Origin of the sequence: Tenacibaculum sp. MAR_2010_89 (assembly GCF_900105985.1) — a bacterium.
GTDB classification, from domain to species: domain Bacteria; phylum Bacteroidota; class Bacteroidia; order Flavobacteriales; family Flavobacteriaceae; genus Polaribacter; species Polaribacter halocynthiae.
Genome location: NZ_FNUB01000005.1, coordinates 117,145 through 134,934, shown reverse-complemented (window position 1 = coordinate 134,934; position 17,790 = coordinate 117,145). Strand labels below are relative to the sequence as shown.

General features: G+C 28.5%; 15 protein-coding genes. 8 read left to right on the top strand and 7 right to left on the bottom strand.

Annotation, left to right across the window (positions count from 1 at the left end; all coding sequences use genetic code 11):
• The first annotated feature begins 3 nt into the window (after nucleotides 1–3).
• Together BLV71_RS04275 and BLV71_RS04270 are read left to right on the top strand one after the other, a co-directional pair.
• On the top strand, nucleotides 4–1,248 hold the full coding sequence (locus tag BLV71_RS04275; protein ID WP_093869349.1) for a PepSY-associated TM helix domain-containing protein: 1,245 nt from the start codon (nucleotides 4–6) through the stop codon (nucleotides 1,246–1,248).
• 87 nt (nucleotides 1,249–1,335) lie between these two features.
• Complete coding sequence (locus BLV71_RS04270; RefSeq protein WP_093869348.1) at nucleotides 1,336–1,878, top strand: DUF2911 domain-containing protein; 543 nt, start codon at nucleotides 1,336–1,338, stop codon at nucleotides 1,876–1,878.
• Between the two features lie 36 nt (nucleotides 1,879–1,914).
• Here BLV71_RS04270 and BLV71_RS04265 read toward each other — a convergent pair whose 3' ends face one another.
• The 4 genes from BLV71_RS04265 to BLV71_RS04250 all read right to left on the bottom strand — a co-directional run bounded on the left by BLV71_RS04265 (nucleotide 1,915) and on the right by BLV71_RS04250 (nucleotide 4,849).
• On the bottom strand, nucleotides 1,915–2,415 hold the full coding sequence (locus tag BLV71_RS04265; RefSeq protein WP_093869347.1) for a hypothetical protein: 501 nt from the start codon (nucleotides 2,413–2,415) through the stop codon (nucleotides 1,915–1,917).
• 554 nt (nucleotides 2,416–2,969) lie between these two features.
• A complete protein-coding gene (locus BLV71_RS04260) occupies nucleotides 2,970–3,881 on the bottom strand; it encodes a DUF5777 family beta-barrel protein (protein ID WP_093869346.1) in 912 nt (303 codons plus the stop codon).
• Complete coding sequence (locus BLV71_RS04255; RefSeq protein ID WP_093869345.1) at nucleotides 3,862–4,419, bottom strand: YceI family protein; 558 nt, start codon at nucleotides 4,417–4,419, stop codon at nucleotides 3,862–3,864. Before BLV71_RS04255 ends, BLV71_RS04260 begins: the two co-directional genes overlap by 20 nt.
• Nucleotides 4,412–4,849, bottom strand: coding sequence for an OB-fold protein (locus tag BLV71_RS04250; protein WP_093869344.1), 438 nt, complete (start codon nucleotides 4,847–4,849; stop codon nucleotides 4,412–4,414). Before BLV71_RS04250 ends, BLV71_RS04255 begins: the two co-directional genes overlap by 8 nt.
• A gap of 154 nt (nucleotides 4,850–5,003) precedes the next feature.
• On the opposite strand from BLV71_RS04250, the gene BLV71_RS04245 reads away from it, so the two are divergent.
• From BLV71_RS04245 to BLV71_RS04220, 6 genes are all read left to right on the top strand, one after another.
• Entirely contained in the window at nucleotides 5,004–6,098 is a 1,095-nt protein-coding gene (locus BLV71_RS04245) for a LytR/AlgR family response regulator transcription factor (protein ID WP_093869343.1), read from the top strand.
• Nucleotides 6,099–6,253: 155 nt separating this feature from the next.
• Complete coding sequence (locus tag BLV71_RS04240; RefSeq protein ID WP_093869342.1) at nucleotides 6,254–6,673, top strand: hypothetical protein; 420 nt, start codon at nucleotides 6,254–6,256, stop codon at nucleotides 6,671–6,673.
• Nucleotides 6,674–6,981: 308 nt separating this feature from the next.
• Nucleotides 6,982–9,795 carry a leucine--tRNA ligase gene (leuS, locus tag BLV71_RS04235; RefSeq protein WP_093869341.1) on the top strand — a complete coding sequence of 938 codons (2,814 nt, stop codon included), beginning with the start codon at nucleotides 6,982–6,984 and terminating at the stop codon, nucleotides 9,793–9,795.
• Nucleotides 9,796–9,906: 111 nt separating this feature from the next.
• The gene (locus BLV71_RS04230) at nucleotides 9,907–10,866 is read left to right on the top strand and encodes a hypothetical protein (protein ID WP_093869340.1); all 960 of its coding nucleotides are present in this window, start codon (nucleotides 9,907–9,909) and stop codon (nucleotides 10,864–10,866) included.
• 62 nt (nucleotides 10,867–10,928) lie between these two features.
• On the top strand, nucleotides 10,929–12,134 hold the full coding sequence (locus tag BLV71_RS04225) for a GNAT family N-acetyltransferase (RefSeq protein WP_255405115.1): 1,206 nt from the start codon (nucleotides 10,929–10,931) through the stop codon (nucleotides 12,132–12,134).
• A 9-nt stretch (nucleotides 12,135–12,143) separates the two neighbouring features.
• Entirely contained in the window at nucleotides 12,144–13,010 is an 867-nt protein-coding gene (locus BLV71_RS04220; protein ID WP_093869339.1) for an acyl-CoA thioesterase, read from the top strand.
• Between the two features lie 21 nt (nucleotides 13,011–13,031).
• Here the strand turns inward: BLV71_RS04220 and BLV71_RS04215 are convergent, their stop codons facing one another.
• The 3 genes from BLV71_RS04215 to BLV71_RS04205 form a co-directional block, all read right to left on the bottom strand.
• Nucleotides 13,032–13,685, bottom strand: a complete 654-nt coding sequence (locus BLV71_RS04215) for a lysoplasmalogenase family protein (protein ID WP_093869338.1) — start codon at nucleotides 13,683–13,685, stop codon at nucleotides 13,032–13,034.
• Between the two features lie 151 nt (nucleotides 13,686–13,836).
• Nucleotides 13,837–15,846: a DUF3857 domain-containing protein gene (locus BLV71_RS04210; protein ID WP_093869337.1), complete on the bottom strand. Its 2,010-nt coding sequence runs from the start codon at nucleotides 15,844–15,846 to the stop codon at nucleotides 13,837–13,839.
• Between the two features lie 9 nt (nucleotides 15,847–15,855).
• The gene (locus tag BLV71_RS04205; protein WP_093869336.1) at nucleotides 15,856–17,769 is read right to left on the bottom strand and encodes a DUF3857 domain-containing protein; all 1,914 of its coding nucleotides are present in this window, start codon (nucleotides 17,767–17,769) and stop codon (nucleotides 15,856–15,858) included.
• Nucleotides 17,770–17,790: the final 21 nt, after the last annotated feature.

The window sequence follows — 17,790 nt, the reverse complement described above, 5'->3', positions numbered from 1 at the left end:
GAAATGAAAAATAGAAATTTGAATCAATGGTTGTGGAAGTGGCATTTTATTGCTGGTTTAATATCATTACCTTTCGTATTAGTGCTTTCGGTGACGGGGGCTATTTATTTGTTTAATCCTAAAGTAGAAAAGGAGGTAAAAAAGAATATTCAACATGTAGTAGGAAAAGGTGAAGTAAAACACTCCTTTCAACAACAATGGGATGTTGCTATACAGCATATGAAAAAGAAACCAAATGCAATGGTTTTACCTGTAAATAGTGAAGAAAGTATAGAGTTTGTTTCAGGTAGATTTAGTCATAAAAAATCACTATTTGTAAATCCATATACTAATGAAGTATCAGGAAAGTTTTCATCAAAAGACACATGGATGTATAGCGTTAGAAAACTACATGGTGAATTATTAGGAGGTAAAGTAGGAACAAAAATTATTGAACTAATTGCAAGTTGGATGATTGTACTTATTATTACAGGTCTATATATTTGGTGGCCTTTTAAAAGAGGTATTAAAGGTGTTTTTACAATTAGATACAAAGAAGGAAAAAGAATTCTTTTTAGAGATGTACATGCAGTGTTAGGGTTTTGGATTTCAGGTTTGTTATTACTAACCTTAGCAGGTGGTTTACCATGGACAGATGTTTTTGGAGGTAATTTTAAATGGGTGCAGAAAGTAACCAATACAGGATATCCAAAAACATGGAATGGAAGAGGGTTATCTTCAGCGATTGCTAATAAATCATTAACATTAGATAAAATGGTTTTTATAGCAAAACAGCAAAATTTAGAGGGTACAATAAGTATAGGACTACCAAAATCGTCCAAAAGCACATTTAGTGTATCTAATAAAACAAGTAACTTAAAAGCTCAAAAAATGTTACATTTTGATCAATATTCTGGTAAATTACTAAAGGCGCATAACTGGAGTGATGTAGGTATTTTAATGAGAGGAAGAATGTGGGTTATGGTATTTCATCAAGGACAGTTTGGAGTATGGAATTGGTGGCTAATGTTTGGGGTAGCCATTGCACTCACATTAATGAGTATTGGAGCTGTTTTTTCATATTTATTAAGAAGGCAAAAAGGAAACTGGGGAATACCTAAAGTAAAAAAAGATTTTAAAGTGGGGGCAGTAGTTATATTATTTATAGTGTTCTTAGCAATTTTATTACCTCTTTTTGGACTAAGTGTATTGTTATTGTTTATATATGAGTTAATGAAGCAAAGAAGATTTTTAGTAGCTAAAAAGTAAAAATATTTTTTTAAAATTAATAAAAGTTTAACGTAAGGATATTTAGATTTGTAGACGAATACGAAATAATCACATATACACAGAATAATGAAAAAATCAATTTTATCAATTATTGTATTTACAATAGCGCTAGTGTTTTCAAATGAAATAAATGCGCAAGAATTTCCAGGATTAGATAAAAGTCCTATGGATGCAGCGTCATACCCTTCAAGCTATAGAGTTTCTAATAAGAAGGTAAAAGTAATATATAGTCGCCCTCAGTTAAAAGGAAGAGGTTTAGATAAATTAGCGCCAGCAGGTAAAGTATGGAGAACGGGAGCTAATGAAGCAGCGGAAATTACTTTTTATAAAAATGTGAATTTTGGTGGTAAAGAAGTAAAGGCAGGTACATACACTTTATTTACAATTCCAGGAGCTACCAAATGGACTGTGATTTTAAGTACAGCTAAAAATGTTTGGGGATCATATTTTTATAAAGAAAGTGAAGATGTAGTTCGTGTAACCGGAAAGGTTTCAACAGCAAAAGAAAAATTAGAAGTTTTTTCAATAGCTTTTAGTGGTGAAGGCGATAATTTTACCATGAATTTAGGTTGGGGAAAAACGATAGTTTCAGTTCCTGTTAAAGGATAATTTTTATAGAAAAATAAAAAGGGGTTAAAATTTATTTTAACCCCTTTTTTTTATGCGTTTATATTTTTCAGGATCTACTTCTTTCCAGTAGGGTTCATAAAAATCTCTTTTTTTCAGATTGTTTTTATTTATAAGACGTGAAAATAAATTAGCTAAGACTTTTTTTTCAGATGATGATTCAGATAGTAAATCTGTTTCGTCTTTATCTAATATTATAATTGAGGAGTAAGTGTATTTAAAGGCTTCATAACCATTAGTTATAATTGTATACTTTTTTCCATTTGAAAATAAGTCTATATTTTCCCATATTAAAATGGGGTGCTTTATATTATTTGAATATGTTTTTTTACTCCATTTCCCAAACTTGTCATACATTACTTTATGAGTATCAAGTGGTGAACCTCCTGTAAAGCGTATTTCGTTATAAGAAGTTGTATCACTTTTATGGATAAAATTAAATTTTTCAAACGCTACTTTATGAGTTGAAAAACAACTTAATAGAATAAAAAGTAAAAATGATAGATAAAAGTATTTCATAACAGTTTTTTTAGCTAATATAAAGCTTATGGATTATAAAAATAAAAATTGTTAAAATATTTTGATAATCAGTGACTTATTGTTTTAAAACGTGTCATAATAGTGTAAGTAGTAACAAATACATTTACTAGATAAATGAAACATAAAGTAAATCTCACCATATAAGAAAGAGGTCACTAAAAAGAAACATTTATAAGAACTACTTAACTTACAATTTTACCCCTTGATGCTCAATGGGAATCGCCATTGAGCATTAAACCTTTTAGTTTACTCCCTGTTACTATAATGTAAGAAAGAATAGATAAAATATTTCTATTCTATTACTTTCGTTTATGACTAAAAATAATACGCTTAAGGAATTTTGTGAAAAACAATTAATAATTAAATAGATATTTGATGAGCCAGTATAACTGGAAGGGGAAATATTTTATAGGTAATATTAAATTTAAACATAGTACTACCTTTTATGATTTATCAAAATCAACTAACTACTTTTATTTAAAATCGTCTAGAATTTACTTTTAGACGATTTTTTATAGTATTGAAAACTTAATTTAAAGTTTGTTTTTACTTAAATGTAATACAAATGTTGCATTAAAACCAAAATGGAAATTACCATCATGAAAGTTGAAATTATTTTGAGTTTGTGTAATAAAAGCATCCTCAGAAAAACTTCGAGCATTTGTAATTTGAAATTGTAAAAGTAAATGACTTAGCTCCCAGTTAACTCCAACCATAAAAGGGTTGTAAATTTTTATAGGTGATTTTACAGGGTTGGTTACATGATAGTATTCAGAAACAATAGAAACATGTCCTCCTGCTTTATACCTTGCTCCAAGCCCTAAAGCAAATTGGCTTTTGGGTTGACCTTCAAAAACACTATTAGTACGATTAATTAAAGTTGGCGTTAACTGCATAGAAAACTTTCTGTTAAATTTTCTGGCAATTAAAACTTGACTTGTAAAACTATAGATGTTTGAATCTAAAGTACTACTTCCGTATAATCCAGATGTAGAATTTTTATTCTTTCTAATAGAAGCTCCTTGAAATAGAACAATGCTAAATGGGGATTTGTTAGTGTTTCTTTTTTGTTTAATAATTTTATACTTTAGAAAACCATCCGTAACCTTATTAAAATTTGTATAGCCAGCACCAATTGTAAAATTATCAGTAATAGCATAGTCTAAACCAAAGCGTACACTAACTTCATCTGCTAAAAAACGTTGCGTGTTCCCCTCTTTATGATTCCAATATCTACTATAAAGAGAGATTTCTAAAGCTCCCTTTTTTCTAGTTTCAATAGAATGACCTAAACCAATTCTTGTAGTTTTAAAAGTGGCTATTTCGTTTACTGGCTTTGTTTGGTATTCTTTTTCTAGTTTAGTTAATAAACTTTGAGCATTCATGGAAAACAAACCTGCTATAAAAGAAAAAGAGAATAAATATTTAACGATTGATTTCTTCATAAGGAAGGTATTGGATTTTGATTTTAACTGAAACAATTTTGGCAATATTATTAGATAAAATTGGAGGTATTTTAATTTCGAAATCTTTAACAACTAAACTAAATTCACCATCTAGATAAAATCCTTTTGGAGTTTTACTAATTGATGTTTTTATAGAAATCTCTTTAGAGATACCACGAATGGTAATGGTACCTTTTATTAATTTAGTTTGAACTCCAGAAGCTAATGGATCAAAATCAATGATCTTTCCTTCAAAAGTTGCTTTTGGGAAAACATCCGATTCAATATAACTTTCATTAAAATGTTCATGCATCAAGTTTTTCTTAAAAACAAAAGCACGCATTAACATACTTACAGCTATTTCTTTTTTTTCAATATCTAAAATACTTAAAGCTTGATTGTTTTTAGCTTCTATATTTTCAACAGAAGCATATGAGAAAAATGAAACTTGCCCCTGCCGAGCAATAAATTGATTTTGTGCACTTATTTGAGTAAAAAAAAGAGCACTGAATAAGAAGAATACAAGTAATTTATTCATTAATTTTAAAATCTATATAACAATCTAAAAGTATTACATCTTTTAAAAAACCTTTGCAAATTCCTTTTAAAGTTACTTTTTGATGTTTTTTTATGTTGGTTAGTTTTTTTGTTTGACTTTTATGAATGTCACAAATAATTCCAGAATTATTAGAGTTGTTACCTTCTAAAATGAGGGTAGTTTTATCGTTTAAAAAATTTATTTCTTTAATAATTCCAGTAACTTGTATTAGTTTATTGATGTATAAATCATCAGCTTTAGTTTCATTATCTATAAAAGCCTCTACTAATTTAGTTGACTGAATACTGATTTCAACTTTTGAAGTACTTGAATGCTTTTTATTAACAATCAAAAACTGATATGTAATTATTCCAATCAATAATAGGAATAAGAAAATAATAGCGAAAAAGAAAGTCTTTTTGGTAATCACATTTTCAAAAGTTAATTCTTTTTCAAAGAAAAAGAATTATTTCAAAATTACAGAACAAATCTACGTGAAAAGGTAATATTAAAAGTTGAAGAAGAAAAAATAAACACTAAAAAACCAATAATAGTAGTATATTTCGTTTTTTGAAAAGTAAAACATGAGAAAAGATAGATTGTATTTTTTAACGATTTTGTCAATAGCATTTGTCTTTTTAATAGTGGCAACTGTTGCCTCTAATTATTTTATAAAAGCTAGTGCTAATCAACTTATAGAGGTTCAAGTTGAATCTAGTAAAAGAGAAGCAAATGAAATAGCTAGGATGTTAGATTTTCAATTATCTAACAACTTAGATAAGAATAAAGCTATTAACAATCTTCAAGAAACAATTACTGAAACTAGCTCAGATAGTTGGTTTATTAGTGTGTTTAATTGGTCTGGACAAAAGGTATGTCATCCAGATATAACTAAAATCGGACAAAGTATTAACTCTAATTCAAACTTGTTATCATCTTTAAAAGGAAAGAATAATTCTGATGATTTGTATGAACTGCTTGTTACAAATTCATCAAATATAGCTCAATTAACTTCGGAAGTAATTCATATTGCACCAACTAAAACGTCCGATCTTATTGTAGCGGCAAATGTTAATGTGAATAGCATTAAAATTCAAATGAAAAAGCTAAGACGAAATTTTTACCTAATTTTTTTAATTATGGGTATTTTAGTTATTGTTTTATCTTCATTTGCAGTAAGGATAATTGGTAGTCGTTATGAAAAACAGTTAGAACTAAAAAACTCTAATTTGACTTCTGAAGTAATGAATTTATCAAAGCTAAATACTGACCTTGTATCTTATAAGGAAAAAGTAATAAAAGTAACTAAGCAAGATAAAACAGAAGGAAATTCAGAAAAAAATAAAAATAGAATTTTAACGTACATGAGAAATGAGTTAGTACCTGTGCTAATTAAAGACATTGCTTATGTTTATACAGAAAACACAATTACTTATGTAGTTTGTTTTGATGGAAAAAAATCTACATCTAATGCAAGTTTAGATGATATGTATACTAATTTTGATGAATCCTTGTTTTTTAGAGCGAATAGGCAGTTTATTATAAATATTGCTTCTATTGATAAAATAATTAAATATGGAAAGAGTCAATTAAAAATTGTTTTACAATCAGAAACTCCTGAAGCAATTATTATTAGTAAAAATAAAGCAGCTGAATTTAAACAATGGCTTAACATATAATAGTATTACTTTATTAGTAATTACTTAAAAGTTTAACTCTTTTTTTTCCTCTTTAATTCTTTTTTAACCCTCTTAGCTAAGTTTTAGGCTGTAAAACTTAATAAATAATACGTATTTCGAAGTGTCTTAAATCACTAATCCAAAATACAGAAATTATGAAAAGTTTATGTAATCTAATTGTTTTTATAGGAATTATAATACTCCTTGGGTTTTCAAGCTGTAGCTCTAATGAAGATGAATTACCTAAAGAACTAACAATAGAAGATAAAATTGAATTGTTAGAAAAAGGTGATTGGTTGTTGAAAGGGCTTGAGAAAAATGTTAAGCATACTTTTAAAAGTGGTAAACGATCAACATTTTATGGAATTGATGGAGTGTTTACAACTCCGATTCCAAGGACATTCGATTACTATAAAACAAATGAAAAATTAACAATCAATTATGGAGGTAGTAATATTAAGAGTTATGAGGTTGAGTTTAGTTGTGAAAATACGATTGTATCTTTTTTTATTAATAAAGAGGTTTTACAAGTATTATATAAGGAAGGGTCTAATTATAAAACATGTATAGAGTAAAAATAATTTTAAGGGGAAATATTTTTAATTCAATGTGATTGTCTTTCATGAGTAAGGTTGACAATAGTAGAGACGTCTACTTTTGTCAACCTTTTTAGGATAAAAAAGAAAATATAAATTTAATACTGTTATAAAATTCAGTACTTACTTAGAATTGAATATCATAAAACTTTTATAATCCTCAAATAAACGTAAATTTGCACCTTTAAATAAATATCGTAGTAATAGTAACGAGTTTGTTGTTAAAATCTAATTAATAGATTACTGCATTCTTTTGTTAATTATAACGATAGGAATAAATAAGAAGAATGCAATACAATCATCAAGAAATAGAAAAAAAATGGCAACAATTTTGGGCAAACAACCAAACTTTTAAAGCCAGTAACACTTCTGATAAACCAAAATATTACGTACTCGATATGTTTCCTTATCCTTCAGGAGCAGGACTTCATGTTGGACATCCTTTAGGGTATATTGCAAGTGATATTTATGCACGTTATAAACGTCATAAAGGATTTAATGTATTGCATCCACAAGGATATGATTCATTTGGGTTACCAGCTGAGCAGTATGCAATTCAAACAGGACAACACCCTGCAATTACTACAGAAACAAACATAAAAACATACCGTCGTCAATTAGATAATATCGGTTTTTCTTTTGATTGGTCTCGTGAAGTGCGTACCTCTAGTCCAGAGTATTATAAATGGACTCAGTGGATTTTTACTCAATTATTTAATTCTTGGTATAATAAAGATACCGATAAAGCAGAAGATGTTTCAACCTTAATTTTAAAATTTGAAGCAGAAGGAAATGCAAATATTAATGCAGTTTCAGATGAAGATATTGATGTTTTTTCTGCGGATGAATGGAAAAGTTTCTCATCAGAAAAACAACAAGAAATACTATTACAATATCGTTTAACCTTTTTATCTGATACCGAGGTAAACTGGTGTCCTGCTTTAGGAACTGTTTTGGCAAATGATGAAATTGTAAATGGAGTTTCAGAACGTGGAGGACATGAGGTGATTCGTAAAAAAATGACGCAATGGTCTATGCGAATTTCTGCATATGCGCAACGTTTATTAGATGGACTTCAAAATATAGATTGGCCACAACCTTTAAAAGATAGCCAAACAAATTGGATTGGTAGAAGTCAAGGTGCAATGGTTTCTTTTGATGTAGATGGGTACGATGCTAAAATTGATGTATTCACAACACGACCTGATACAATCTTTGGAGTGTCTTTTATGACATTGGCTCCTGAACATGATTTAGTAGCAAAAATTACAACAGCTGAACAAAAAAAGGCAGTTGATACTTATATAGAAGCAACAGCTAAACGTTCTGAACGTGATCGTATGGCAGATGTTAAAACAATATCTGGGGTATTTACTGGTGCATATGCTTTGCATCCATTTACTGGTAAACAAGTGCCTATTTGGATTGGTGATTATGTATTGGCAAGTTATGGAACTGGTGCTGTTATGGCTGTTCCATGTGGTGATCAGCGTGATTATGATTTTGCAAATCATTTTGGATTACAAATTCCAAATATTTTTGCAAATGTTGATATTTCTGAAAAAGCAAATGATGCTAAAGACGGAATTAAATTAGCGAATTCTGATTTCTTAGATGGCTTAAATTATAAAAAAGGAATGAAAACCGTAATCTATGAATTAGAGAAACGCGGTTTTGGGTATGGAAAAATAAATTACCGTTTACGTGATGCTGTATTTAGCCGTCAACGTTATTGGGGTGAACCATTTCCAGTATATTATAAAAATGAAATGCCTCAAATGATTGACACAAAACATTTGCCAATCGTTTTACCAGAAGTTGAAAAATATTTACCTACAGAAGATGGAAAACCACCTCTAGGAAATGCTGAGGTTTGGGCATGGGACTGCGAAAACGCAAAGGTTGTTAGTAATGATTTAATTAATAACGAAACTGTGTTTCCACTTGAGTTAAATACAATGCCAGGTTGGGCAGGAAGTTCTTGGTATTTTAACCGTTATATGGATTCTACGAATGATGGAGAATTTGTAAGCAAAGAAGCGGTTGATTACTGGAAAGAGGTTGATTTATATATTGGTGGTTCTGAACATGCTACAGGGCATTTATTATATGCACGTTTTTGGCAAAAATTCTTGTTTGATAAAGGACTTCTACCTGTTGATGAGTTTGCAAAAAAACTAATTAACCAAGGAATGATCTTGGGAACGAGTGCTATAGTTTATAGAGTAAAAGGTTCCGATAAATACGTTTCAAAAGGATTAAAAGAAGAATATGATACTGATGAAATAAGAGTTGATGTTAAGTTAATAAACACTTCTGATGAATTAAATTTAGATGCTCTTAAGAAATGGCAACCTCAATTTGAAAATGCTGAGTTTATTTTAGAAGGGGATAAATATGTAGTTGGAAGGGAAGTTGAAAAAATGTCTAAACGTTGGTTTAATGTTGTAAACCCGGATGACATTTGCGAAGAATACGGAGCAGATGCACTACGTTTATTTGAAATGTTTTTAGGTCCTTTAGAGCAAACAAAACCTTGGAAAACTTCGGGTATTTCAGGGGTATATTCTTTCTTAAAAAAATTATGGAAATTATATGTTGGTGAAAATGGAATCACTATTTCTGATGATGAACCAACAAAAGATGAGTTAAAAACGTTACATAAAACAATTAAAAAAGTAGAAGAAGATATTGAGAATTTCTCATTTAATACTTCAGTTTCTACCTTTATGATTGCTGTGAATGAATTAACTGCATTAAAATGTAATAAACGTGCTATTTTAGAGCCGTTGCTAACATTAATTTCTCCGTATGCACCTCATATTTCAGAAGAATTATGGAGTAAATTAGGACATGCTGAATCTATTTCAACAGTTAACTTTCCAAAATTTGAAGCTTCTCATTTAGTTGAGAGTTCTAAAAATTACCCAGTTTCATTTAATGGAAAAATGCGTTTTACGTTAGAGTTACCTTTAGATATGTCTAAAGAAGAGATAGAGAAAACTGTAATGGCGTATGAAAAAACGCAAGCTCAATTACAAGGACGCACTCCTAAGAAAGTAATTATTGTGCCTGGAAAAATTATTAATATAGTAGGATAGTAAAACACTGAACTACAAAGTAGTAAAACACCTTGGTTTATTTAATTAAACTAAGGTGTTTTTTTGTGATTAAAACTAAAAATATTCTCAAATTTGCACAAAAAATATTCTATGAAAAAGTTGTCCTATAAAAGCTCTTGGCTGTTTTTATTAATACCTTTAGGTATTGTTTTTTTTGTACTTGTACCTGAGTTTGAAGGTAAATATAAAAAGTATGCAGAAAAACAATTAACACTTCAAAAAGATATTTATAAGTTAGACTCTTTAAGGCAGTTGCAACATCCTACTTCTAAAGATAAACATCTGCTAAAAAAGCTAGAAATTACGGTTCCAATACACACAAAAGTATATGGGAAAGAAAAGTTTCTCTATTTTAAAACTGGTGGAATGTTACTTGTTTTAGCATTTATGGGTATTGGGATGGTTACAACAAGTTATATTTCTAATAGAAATAAAACTTCCTCTAAAAACAAGCAAGTAAACTTTACTTTTGATGATTATACAAATGATGTTATAGGCGAGCAAATTTCATGGGAAGCTGTAGAAAGTTCTGGTAGTAATTTTGCAAGTGAAACATTTAAGAAAACTCCAAAAGGGTATAAAATAACGTCTAGTTCATTTACAAAGATATTTGCATGGAGTTTTTTATTAATAGGTTTAAATTATGTAGTTTTTTCTTTTTATGAATATTATCAGTTTAATACTAGTCCACTTACCTTTATGAAGGGAGGTAAGCTCTTTTTTACTTCTGGAGGGCCATTTTTATTGATAGGCTGTTTTTTAGCATTACTTTTTTCACCTAAAGTGCATATTCATACGCGTAAAAGAAAAATTATTGTAGGTGGCGAAATTCTGCCTTTCCAGCAAGTGTATGCCTTGCAAGTGCTGCAGAAATTCACAGAAGGCAGCAGTTCTTCAGGAAGTTACTTTTCTTATGAGTTAAATTTAGTAACGAATAAAGGAGATAGGTTTAATTTGTTAAATCATGGGGATAAACAATACTTATTGAGTGATATGATTAAAATAAGTAAATTGTTAAATGTTCCTGTTTGGAATGCAGGAGTTGTATAATACATTAAAGATGGTATATATGCTAAACTTTTAGTATTTTACACTCAAATTATAAAATATTAGTGAACATTTTATCTTGTAATAATAATGCCCCTAATGCTCGTTATTTTTCATCAATAAATAAAATTCCTGATGAAATTTATAAAGAGCTACAGTGCTTAGATAACCTATATTTTAATCCCAAATATTTAGAAGCTTTAGAGAAAAGCAATACACAAATTCAGTTTTTTTATATTGTTTTATTGGATGATGATAAAAAAGCAATAGGGTTTTCTACCATACAAATTATAGATTTTTATTTAGATAGTGTTCAAAATGAAATGCAGTCAATTGTTGAGTGGGTAAAATGTATGGGTAGAAAATTAAAAGTTTTATCTTCTGAAAAACTATTTAAAATACTTACTTGTGGAAATACATTTGTAACTGGAGAGCATGGTATTTTTATTCACCCAAATCAAAATAAAAAGGATGTTTTACAACAGTTTGTGAAAGCATTATTACATTTTGTAAACCAAAACACATCATTAAAAAATGATATTGACGCTTTTATGATAAAAGATTTCATTAAAGAGTCACTTGTTATTACTGATGATTTACATAATGAAGGCTATTATTCTTTTAAAGTAGAACCCAATATGGTATTGGAACTAGATAAAGATTGGGTGCTTTTTGAAGACTATTTAGCTTCAATGAGAACAAAGTTTAGGGTTAAGGCGAAGAAAGCATTAAAGCAAAGTAATGCTTTAAAAGTGAAAGATATTTCTGAAAGTAATATAGATAGCTTACTACCTGAGATGACGAAATTATATAAAAAAGTGTCAAGTAGTGCTAGTTTTAATTTGGGAGATTTTAATTTAAATACATATAAAGTTCTCAAAGAAAATTTAGGAGATAATTACATTTTAAAAGGATATTGGTTAGAAAATAAATTAGTTGGATTTTTATCAGGAATTGTTAATCAAAATTCATTAGATGCTCATTTTGTGGGTATAGATTATAGTTTGAATAGACAATATGCTGTTTATCAAAGAATGTTGTATGATTATGTTTCTATGGCAATTACTAAAAAACTAACTACTTTAAACTTTGGTAGAACTGCAAGTGAAATTAAAAGTTCAGTAGGTGCCGTTCCTCAAGAAATGACAATTTATTTACGTCATAAAAAAACAATACCTAATAAAATATTAAGTTTGTTTTTAAATAAAATAAAACCAACAGAGTTTAAGCAAAAACACCCGTTCAAAGATAAAACGTTGATAGAAAAGTAGAATAAAAAGATGAAAGATACTCAGGAGTTATTAAATATATTAATATTAGAAGATGTAGGAGAAGGAAACTTTAATGGAATAAGTAAAGATATTGGAAGTCCTAATGTTTTTGGAGGGCAAGTATTAGCTCAGGCATTAAATGCAGCTTATAGAACTACTCCTAAAGAACGTATTTTACATTCGTTACATTCTTATTTTTTGGAAGCGGGAAATTTAGAAGTTCCAATTACCTATAATGTACAAACAATTCGTGATGGAGGAAGTTTTTCTACTAGGCGTGTGACTGCTCATCAAAATGATAAAACTATTTTTATATTGGCCTGCTCTTTTCATAAGGTAGAAGAAGGTCATGAGCATCAAATGCCAATTAAAAAAGATATAAAACAACCTGAAGAATTGTTAAGTTGGAATGATATGTTAGATCAGTTTGGAGCATTCTTACCAAAGAAAATGAAATCTTTTTTAAGTATTGAACGTCCTATAGACTTTAAACCTGTACAAATTGTAAATCCGTTAGATCAAAAAGATTTACCTCCTATTGTTGATGTTTGGTTTAAGCTAAAAGGAGAGGTCGAAGATTTAGAATTAGCAGTAAAGCAACAAATTTTAACCTATATTTCTGATTATAATATTTTAACAGCTTGTTTGTATCCAAATGCGAGTAAAGCTCATTTTGGAAATACACAAATGGCTAGTTTAGATCATTCAATGTGGTTTTATCGTGATTTTGATTTTAGCGATTGGATGCTGTTTTCTGTTGAAAGCCCAAATTCTTTTGGAGCTCGTGGTTTTGCCTGTGGTAATATTTACACAAGAGATGGTGTTTTGGTTGCTTCTGTGGCTCAAGAAGGGTTAATGAGGCCTATGAGAAAATAAAGGATTGTTTATTAATATTGGCTATTTTTTTAATTTATTAACAATCATAGATTCACAAATAAGGTAACGAGCTATGTAATAAATTATCGTATAAATTAGTACATAAGCCATGTTATAATCTAAAAACTTATTAAAAGCCATTAATATATCTCCTGTAATTATTAAGAACAACCCAAAAAGAAAGAGTTTGTTTTGGGTATTCATTTTATTTAAGTAGTTAAGAAAAGCGAATAATATCATAATAGCTGATGTTATTCCTAGTGATATAAATATGTATGAAATTTCTTGTAAATAAGGTTTTAAAACAACATAAATAACTACAAAAACAAGTAAGCAAACCGTAAAGTAAAAAACAAGTGTTTTTAGGTTAGTTCTAAATAGAGCCCTTCTTGATATAATGATATATAAAACTCTATTTGCTATTAAAAGTCCAGTGCCAAGCATTAATAAATCACTGTCAAATATTAAAGAAGCATCTGAAGCTATTGAACAAAGAAGCACTAATACATACCAATAGTTTATTTCTCTAGAAGTGCTTAAGTATAAAAAAGATAAGAAAATCAAAGAAAGTAGTTTTAAAACTAATTCTATCATAGCATCATTATCAATAAAAAATAGGGATAATAGCGAAGCTATGAAGTAAAGTATTGAATATTTGTTAGTTATAGATTTCATAAGAAATGTAAATATAGAATTTTTATAATATGAAATGTTAAAATATTCTATTTGTGTTCTATAAGAAGCTTTAAATCAAATGAAATTACACAAAAAATCTTCGAAAGCTATAGCTTTCGAAGATTAATGCAAACATTGTTTTTACTATGTTTTATTTTTTTATGAGAACAATTTTTTCGTTTTGTTTCGAAACAAGTTGCTTATAAAAATCTTTTAAAATTGAATAGTATTGTGGAGAGATTATATTTGAATTAATCTGCGAAACTGACATTACTTTAATCTTGTTGCCTTTATGCATTACTTGAAATTTGAAAACACCTAAGTTTTCAGGCAAACCTATAGCTAAAGGTTCTGGAATAGATTGCATAATATATCCTTCAGGAATATTTATAGATACTGTATGTTTGTCTTGCCAAGGCAATCCAAAATCAACTGGGAAATTACGTTCATTTGATTTAAATGGGTTTTCTTTTTGGGTTAAGAAAAATAATGGAGTAATGTATATTTTTTCATTTATACCTTCTACAAAATCATCTCCTTCAAATTTAAAAGATTGAACAATATTTTTTGAAAGAGCAGTTTTATTAAGACTCTTAAAATCTTCAATTTCAATAGTGTGTTTGTCTTCAAGGGCTGTAATTACATCTTCTTCTTTCTTAATGTTGTTTTTATCTCGATACAACATCGCAACATGATCTGTGTAAACAGTTCTTAACATTCCATTAATAGAGAAATCGTCATTTATTTTTATATGCAACGTATTTGTTTCTTTTGCATGCTTTTTTGGAATTAAACTAACCCAGTTTGAGGTTCCGTTTTTATGTATTTCCCTTCCATTCCAATTTAGGCATCTTATAGGTAATGTGTTTGGGGTTGAGTATTTTTCAGAAGCGTCTAGTAGTATATATGATTGATCAGGGAAATTTATTTTGCTAATTACATAGTTAAAGCCCTTAAAAGTAGGAAATAAAGGAGTTCCGTTAAACCTAGTACTTACTAAAACTGGGTTTGCATCAAAACCAATTGATCGTAGCATTCCAGTTAGCATTAAATTAATTTCAGCAACATTTCCTGTACCGTCTTTATATGCTTTTTTAACGCCTTTTTCTGTATACTTTCCGTAATAATCATTCCATTTTACCTTGTTTTTAACGTGGTTGAAAATTAAAGTTATTTTATCAGTGTCGTTTTTAGCATCTTTTAAAATCATAGTTAAGTCATCTTTGAAATATCGATCTTTTTCTATTTGATCACCAAAACTTGTTGATTTGTAAATTCTTTTTGATACATCTTCCCAACTTGTAGAGAAATTTTTATAACGAGAGTTTGGAAACCTTGTTCCAGACAATTCAAATTCCATACCTCCACGGTAATTTTCAATATTATTTACATAGGGTTCATTATCTTTTATTGCAGGAATGTCAGTTTTAGTAAATGTGTAAATGCTAGATCTATAATCTACTCTATTCGTTGAAAAATTTGAACTAGTGGTACCTGTACTTCTAACCTCTCTTTTGTTTGTAAGTCTAATAGATTTAGAAGCAAATGTTTCTTTAAAAGGAATAGCATAATATCCTTTGTTTCTTTTATTGTAAATATAGTACTCAGGAATTTCTACCTTACAATATAATTGTTTAACAGGTATGTTATATTGGAAGTTTAATGTTTTAATAGAACGTGAAGGTGAAATTATTTTGTACTTAAGATCAATAATAGATCCTTCCTTTATCTTTGGGAATGTTATTTTTTTTTGACTTCTATATTTACTTAACTTTTCATCAAAGATGTTTTTTCTCGAGACTTTTTGTTTTACTATTTTACCATCTTCAATATTAAATGTGTATGCTTTTAGATTGGTTACTTTTTCTTGATCTCCAGAATCAGGTTTGTAATAATTTATTTTTTTAACAGCATATTTAAAACCTTCTTTAGTGTAAACTTTAATTCTATCATGAATTTCAGTGACAATAATAAATCCATTATTAGAATCGTATTCAAAAAAGGTTCTTCTTTTTTTATATAAATATGCAGCTTCAGCTGTTGAATCAATAGGGTGTGTTTTCTCTGTTAATTCTTCTTTTAATACTTTACCAAACTTTATTTCTTGAGAGTTTAAAACGATACTTAGAAATAAAAAAGGGATGATGATTAACTTTTTCATAATTAGTTTTTACTGTTTGATTAGTTCTATTCTTAGGTTGTCGTATTTAGCAATTGATTTTATAAATTTTCTATAAGGTTTATAGTCTTCTTTTGGGTAAACACCTTCTTGTAAAGAAAACTCTCTTTTGTAAATAATAGACCTATCATTTATTTTTTGAATAGTTACTTTATAGATTCCAAATTTAGTTTTGATTTCTTTTTTATTAGGTAGGGTACTTATGTTATAACCAGTTGGTAATTTTATGGTGTATTCATCTTTATCTATAAAACTACGATGAATTTTTAAAGGTCTTTTCCTTTTTCTATAACGCTTAGGAATATGTGTTGTTCTGTTTAATAAATTTACTCTAAATAAATAATTAGTATTATTAACAGTAGCAAACTCATTTACAGATAACTCTATTTTTTCAGTAAACTCTACGTCATCTTTATTATTGATTATTGATGTTTTATTAAGTTCTAAGTTATTGTTATAATCCCATACATAAGATTTGTAATATTTTTCTAGTTCTTTAGGAGTGTAATTTTCAATATGGAATTTATTGTCATACTGAATACCGTATGATTTTCTTGATAAAGAAGCATTCAGTGATCCATCTACTTTTAGGTCAATATTAGCCTTTATTATTTGTAAACTTGTAGCTTTATAGCTAGGAGTTCTTTTAAGGATACCTCCTTTTGGAGTAATAACTAATACATCTCTGTCATCTGTAAAATTTCCTAAAAAACCAGTAGGACTTGCTTGGCTTGTACATTCTAACCAAATATCTTTCCCATTATTAGGAATATTTAAAATAACATGATTACCTTCTATTTTAGGAAAACTATAACCCATGTTTTCTTTTTGTTTTCCTGCAAATAATTCAGTAAAGTATGAATCAATTCCTACTACTTTTAATAAGGATCTTGTATAATTAGTTAGACCTTTACAATCTCCATAGCCAACCTTGTCAACATAACTAGCTTTCATAGGTCGTAAACCACCTATACCTATACTTACATTTATATACCTAGTTTTATTTTGAACAAATTCATAAATAACTTTTATTTTTTCTTTTGGGTCATTAATTCCTTTTGTTAATGTTAGTATTTTAGATTTAGTGGATTCTGATATTTGATCAGTATTTTTATAAAATGTATTATACTCCCATATGCCTAGTTCTTTCCAGTCTTTTGCAGCTCCTTTAATACCTTTGTACGCAAATAAATTTAAAGCAATTGATAGGTTAGGAGTAAATTGATTAAAACGTATGGTATTACTTTCGTATTTAATTGCTGGTTGATTTGTTAACTGATAAATCAAACCTGAGTTAATTATAGATTGTTCAATTAAATACCCTTCAAAATTTTGTTCCCTTTTTCTATACTCAATGTTTAAAGGATTAATTAAGGTATAGGTGCTTTTTTCAACAGATACATTATAACCTTCCATAGGGAACCATTGTGGAATAAAAGCTGTAGTATTATTCTTGTATTCTGACTCAAAAACAACTGTATATGGGTATGAAGATGGGGTGTGTTCAAGGTATACTAACCTAGCATCAGAATACAATGTTCCGCTGCTAACAGCACTTACATCTTCAAAATCACTTTTAGTATATTTCTTTGTTTTTTTACCAAAAACATCAAAAATAGTAGCAGTTAATTTGGTGATTCGAGTGTCGTTGTTGTAGTGTTGATATGCTTTAATGTGTTTTTTTCCTAACTCATTAAAAACAGTAACTATTCTTTTTTCTTTTACAATGAGTTTATCAACGTTTTTAATTTCAATTGTTTTTTCACTTAGCCTCACAATAGCATTAGCATTCTCCTTCAACTCTTTAGAAATTAGAAGAGAAGAGAAATCTGTTAATTCTTGTGAAAAAGTACTTAGTGAAAAAAAAAGTGCAACTATAGCAAATGTGCGACTTAAATTTTTCATGCAATTTTTAAATTTAAATAG

Coding starts and splice junctions, on each gene's coding strand:
- BLV71_RS04275 (WP_093869349.1), top strand. CDS start 4: ATGAAAAATAGAAATTTGAATCAATGGTTGTGGAAGTGGCATTTTATT.
- BLV71_RS04270 (WP_093869348.1), top strand. CDS start 1,336: ATGAAAAAATCAATTTTATCAATTATTGTATTTACAATAGCGCTAGTG.
- BLV71_RS04265 (WP_093869347.1), bottom strand. CDS start 2,415: ATGAAATACTTTTATCTATCATTTTTACTTTTTATTCTATTAAGTTGT.
- BLV71_RS04260 (WP_093869346.1), bottom strand. CDS start 3,881: ATGAAGAAATCAATCGTTAAATATTTATTCTCTTTTTCTTTTATAGCA.
- BLV71_RS04255 (WP_093869345.1), bottom strand. CDS start 4,419: ATGAATAAATTACTTGTATTCTTCTTATTCAGTGCTCTTTTTTTTACT.
- BLV71_RS04245 (WP_093869343.1), top strand. CDS start 5,004: ATGAGAAAAGATAGATTGTATTTTTTAACGATTTTGTCAATAGCATTT.
- BLV71_RS04240 (WP_093869342.1), top strand. CDS start 6,254: ATGAAAAGTTTATGTAATCTAATTGTTTTTATAGGAATTATAATACTC.
- leuS (WP_093869341.1), top strand. CDS start 6,982: ATGCAATACAATCATCAAGAAATAGAAAAAAAATGGCAACAATTTTGG.
- BLV71_RS04230 (WP_093869340.1), top strand. CDS start 9,907: ATGAAAAAGTTGTCCTATAAAAGCTCTTGGCTGTTTTTATTAATACCT.
- BLV71_RS04220 (WP_093869339.1), top strand. CDS start 12,144: ATGAAAGATACTCAGGAGTTATTAAATATATTAATATTAGAAGATGTA.
- BLV71_RS04215 (WP_093869338.1), bottom strand. CDS start 13,685: ATGAAATCTATAACTAACAAATATTCAATACTTTACTTCATAGCTTCG.
- BLV71_RS04210 (WP_093869337.1), bottom strand. CDS start 15,846: ATGAAAAAGTTAATCATCATCCCTTTTTTATTTCTAAGTATCGTTTTA.
- BLV71_RS04205 (WP_093869336.1), bottom strand. CDS start 17,769: ATGAAAAATTTAAGTCGCACATTTGCTATAGTTGCACTTTTTTTTTCA.